This is a genomic window from Acidisoma sp., assembly GCF_035492295.1.
Taxonomy (GTDB): domain Bacteria; phylum Pseudomonadota; class Alphaproteobacteria; order Acetobacterales; family Acetobacteraceae; genus Acidisoma.
On the sequence record NZ_DATJJK010000215.1, the window covers coordinates 1 to 4,382 of the forward strand.

General features: G+C 66.4%; 5 protein-coding genes. All 5 read left to right on the plus strand.

Annotated features, from left to right (window positions below):
* On the plus strand, nt 1-453 hold a 453-nt coding region (locus VL752_RS16450), incomplete at its 5' end, for an ABC transporter permease subunit (protein ID WP_408863157.1).
* Nucleotides 453-1,457: an ABC transporter permease gene (locus VL752_RS16455; protein ID WP_325356945.1), complete on the plus strand. Its 1,005-nt coding sequence runs from the start codon at nt 453-455 to the stop codon at nt 1,455-1,457. The genes VL752_RS16450 and VL752_RS16455, both read left to right, overlap by 1 nt.
* 1 nt (nt 1,458) lies before the next feature.
* Nucleotides 1,459-2,730, plus strand: coding sequence for a 3-oxo-isoapionate-4-phosphate decarboxylase OiaX (gene oiaX / locus VL752_RS16460; RefSeq protein ID WP_325356946.1), 1,272 nt, complete (start codon nt 1,459-1,461; stop codon nt 2,728-2,730).
* 33 nt (nt 2,731-2,763) lie between these two features.
* Nucleotides 2,764-3,225 carry an RpiB/LacA/LacB family sugar-phosphate isomerase gene (locus VL752_RS16465; RefSeq protein WP_325356947.1) on the plus strand — a complete coding sequence of 154 codons (462 nt, stop codon included), beginning with the start codon at nt 2,764-2,766 and terminating at the stop codon, nt 3,223-3,225.
* Nucleotides 3,222-4,382, plus strand: a 1,161-nt coding sequence (locus tag VL752_RS16470; RefSeq protein ID WP_325356948.1) for a four-carbon acid sugar kinase family protein, incomplete at its 3' end; no start/stop codon positions are given. The genes VL752_RS16465 and VL752_RS16470, both read left to right, overlap by 4 nt.

Here is a 4,382-nt window from a genome sequence, read left to right on the forward strand (position 1 = left end):
GTCGTGGTCATTCTGGTCTTTGCCGTGCTGGCCGTTGCCATTGACCGCGCGCCGGTGGGGGTGGTGTTGCGCGGCTTCGGCAACAATGCCCCGGCGCTCGCCCGCAGCGGCTTGTCGGCGCTGCGCTATGGCGTGATCCGCTATGGGCTCGCCGCCCTCTTCGCGACCCTCGCGGGCCTGTCGCTCACCGCCATTAATACGGCGAGCGACATCAATGTCGGCGGGCCCTTCACGCTGTCCAGCGTCGCCGCCGTGGTCATCGGCGGCTGCACGCTGCTCGGCGGCATGCTCTCTCCCTGGGGTGTGGTCGCGGGTGCGGTCCTGCTCTCCCTGATCGGCGCGCTGCTCGGCGCGCTCAATGTCAGCACCGACTACAATGCCGCGGTGCAGGGCCTGCTGCTGCTGGGCGTGCTGGCGCTCAGAACCACGCTGGCGCGGCGGGAGGATGCGTGATGGCGAATTTCAGTAACTTCCGCGCCCTCGAATGGGCGCAGCGCAACCGGTGGATCTGGTCGCTCCTCGGCGTCGTGTTGCTTTGGCTGGCGCTCTCGCTCGTCACCAGTCGCTTCAGCCTGCAGAGCCTTTCTGGCGTTGCGATCTCCGCATCCTTCCTTGCCCTCGCTGGCCTCGGCCAAATGTTCGTCATCACCGCCGGCCGCGGCAATATCGACCTGTCGATCCCGAATGTGCTGACGCTCAGCGCCTATATGAGCACGATCCTCATCAAGGGGCATGACACGAACCTTTGGATGGGCGTCCTGGTGGCAATCGCGATCGGCCTTGCCGTCGGCGTGGTCAACGCAGTTCTGGTCTTGGCGCTGCGTATTCCGGCGATCATCGCGACGCTTGCGACCGGGTATATCTTGGCGACGGCGAGCCTATTCGCGAACCGCGCGCTGGTCAGCTACGGCGTCAGCCCGACGCTCAAATGGCTGACAACGGCCCGCCTCGGTGCCCTGCCGGTCATCGCCATCATCGCAGTTGTGGCAGTTGTGGCGGCGAGCTTGGTGCTTGGAAAACTCGTCTATGGCCGCGCGCTCTCGGCCGTCGGCCAGAACAGCCGCGCCGCCTATCTCGCAGGGCTGCGCGTGACGCGCATCGTGGCTGCAACCTTCGTGATCAGCTCCCTGCTCGCGGCCATTGATGGGTTGCTGCTGCAAGCCTATGTCGGAGGGGCCTTCCTCGGCATGGGCGCGCCTTATCTCCTGCAATCCTTGGGCGCCGTTGTGCTCGGTGGGTCGCTCATCATGGGCGGTGCTTCCACCGCTCTCGGCACGCTGTTCGGCTGCGTCCTGCTAGTGCTGATTGTGGCGACGATGCAGGTCGCGGGCCTGCCCTCGGGTATGCAGGATATCGTCCAGGGACTCGTCGTCATCTTCGTCCTCTCGCTCGCGGGGGGTGTCCGCGGGCGCGGTACGAACCGGGCTCGTCCAACGCCTGCGCAGAAGAGTGCCTGATATGTCCTTCATCCGCTTGACGTACCGCATCGAAACCCCGGGTGACCTTCGCCGCATGGCGGAGAAGATTGCGAGCGACCAGACCACCGGCACCTTCGTGCCGGTGCCGGGGGAAACGCCGGATCTCAAGGCCCGCTGCGCGGCGCGCGTGGTCGCGATCCGTGAGCTCGAACCCTATGCGCAGCCAACCTTCCCGCAGGACCGCGTCACCTCGGCCGACCCGCGTCCCTACAAGCGCGCCGACGTGGACATCGACTTCCCGATGGACGTGATCGGCACCGATATCGCGGCGCTGACCACCATCGCCTTCGGCGGCGTCTTTTCCGTGCGCGGCCTGTCCGGCGTGCGCATTGTGGATATGAAGCTCCCGCCCGACTTCATCCGCGCCCATCCCGGTCCGCAATTCGGCATCGCCGGCTCGCGCCGCGTCTCGGGCGTTCAGGGTCGGCCGCTCATCGGCAGCATCATCAAGCCGGCGCTCGGCCTCTCGCCCGAGGATACGGCGGCGGTGACGAAGGAACTGGTCGAAGCCGGCGTCGACTTCATCAAGGACGACGAGAAGATGATGAACCCGGGCTATGCGCCGTTGGAGGCGCGGGTCCGGGCCGTCATGCCGGTGCTGAAGGCGCATGAGCAGAAGACCGGCAAGACCGTGCTCTATGCCTTCGGCATCTCCTCGGCGGATCCCGATACCATGCTGCGGCACCACGATATCGTGGCGGATGCCGGCGGCACCACGGCGGTGATCAATATCAACGCCCTCGGCTATGGCGGCATGGCATATTTGCGCAAGCGCTCCCGCCTCATCCTGCATGCCCATCGCAGCCAGTGGGATATGCTGACCCGCCATCCCGATCTCGGCCTGTCCTTCAATGTCTATCAGCAGCTGTGGCGCCTGCTCGGCGTCGATCAGTTTCAGATTAACGGCATCGGCGCCAAATACTGGGAGCCGGACGAGAGCTTTCTGCAATCCTTCCATGACTGCATGACGCCGCTGCTCGATCCGTCAGACCGGCCCTTGCCGGTTGTGGGCTCCGGCCAATGGGGTGGCCAGGCGCCGGAGACCTATGCGCGCAACGGGGGCTCGGTCGACCTACTTTATTTGGGCGGGGGTGGCATCATGGGCCATCCCGGCGGCCCGGGCGCGGGTGTGCGCGCCATTACCCAGGCCTGGGAGGCGGCGGTACAGGGCATCCCGCTCGAGACTTACGCGCGGGACCACAAGGAACTCGCCCAGTCCATCGAAGCCTTCGGCCAGACCGGCGTTTCCTGACACGGCGCCCGGTACGTTTATGGAGTTGCGTTGATGAAAGTTGTTGTTGGCGGCGATAGCGCGGGCAAGCCGCTCGCGGATATCCTGGTCAAGCATCTGACGGCCTCGGGTCACGAGGTGCTCGATCTCGGCGAGGAGAAGGGCGAACTTTACGCCTCTCTCGCCGAGCGCGGCGCCCAGGCGATTCTGGACGGGCGGGTCACGCGCGGCATCCTGTTCTGCGGCACGGGCATTGGCGTCGCGATTTCGGCGAACAAGATTCCGGGCATCCGCGCCGCCCAGACGCATGACACCTACTCGGCCGAACGCGCGGCGAAAAGCAACGATGCCCATATCATCACCATGGGTGCCCGCGTCGTCGGCCATGAACTGGCCAAGGCGATTGCCGACAAGTTTCTCGAGTCCGACTTCGATCCGAAGGGTGCTTCGGCCGCGAATGTCGAAGGCATCAAGGGGCTCGACAGCAAATACGCGCGCGGAACCGCGAAGCCGTGAGCCAGGCCGCCGCCTTGCCGGCCGGCCCGCTCGTCGCCTTTTATGGCGACGATTTCACCGGAGCCGCCGCGACCATGGAGGCGCTGACCTTCGCGGGCCTGCCGTCGGTGCTGTTCTTCGCCGCGCCCACCGTAGCCCAGCTGGCGCGCTTTCCCGGCATCCGCGGCATCGGCATCGCCGGCATCGCGCGCTCCCAGTCTCCGGACTGGATGCGCGCGCATCTGCCGCCGCTTTATGAGGCGCTGGCCGCGACCGGCGCGCCGCTCGTGCATTACAAGATTTGCTCGACCTTTGATTCTGCCCCGCATGTCGGCTCCATCGGTGCGGCGATCGACATCGGCCAGTCGATCTTCGGCAGCCCTTGGGTGCCGCTGGTCACCGCAGCCCCCGCCATCCATCGCTACCAGGCCTTCGGCAATCTGTTTGCGACCGTCGCCGGCCGTGGCTTTCGCCTCGACCGGCACCCGACGATGAGCCGCCATCCGGTGACGCCGATGCATGAGGCGGACCTCGCGCGGCATCTAGCGCAGCAGACGTCGCGAAACATCGACGTGATCGATTTCGTCGCCATGAAGACGGGCCGCGCCGATGCCGAGATGGCGGTGCGCCGTGCGGCCGGGGCGGAAATCCTCTCCCTCGACATCGTCGACCAGGAAACCCTGGCTGAGGCCGGCCGCCTGGTCTGGGAGAAACGCGCCACCGATGGGCCGCAGTTCGTGGTCGGCTCCCAGGGGTTGGAATATGCGCTGATCGCCTATTTCCAGGCTTGCGGCCTCATCGCACCGGTGGAGAAACCACCGACGGCCGCCCGCGCCGCGCATGTTGTCGCCGTCTCCGGCTCCTGCTCGCCGGTCACCGCCGAGCAACTGGCTTGGGCTGAGGCGCATGGTTTTCGCACCATCGCGCTGGATGCGACCAAGGCGACCGATGCCCGCGCCTGGGAAGGGGAGCTCGAAGCCGGCGTTTCCCGTGCGCTCGGCGTGCTGTCCGAAGGTCAGGACCCCATCCTTTATACAGCGCGCGGGCCGGACGATCCGGCGGTGGCCGCGCTTGGACAAGCGATCCAAAGCGCCGGCGTATCGGCGGAAGCGGTGAACGACCGCATCGGGGACGGTCTCGGCCGCATCCTGGACCGTACGATGCGCCGCGCCGGCCTC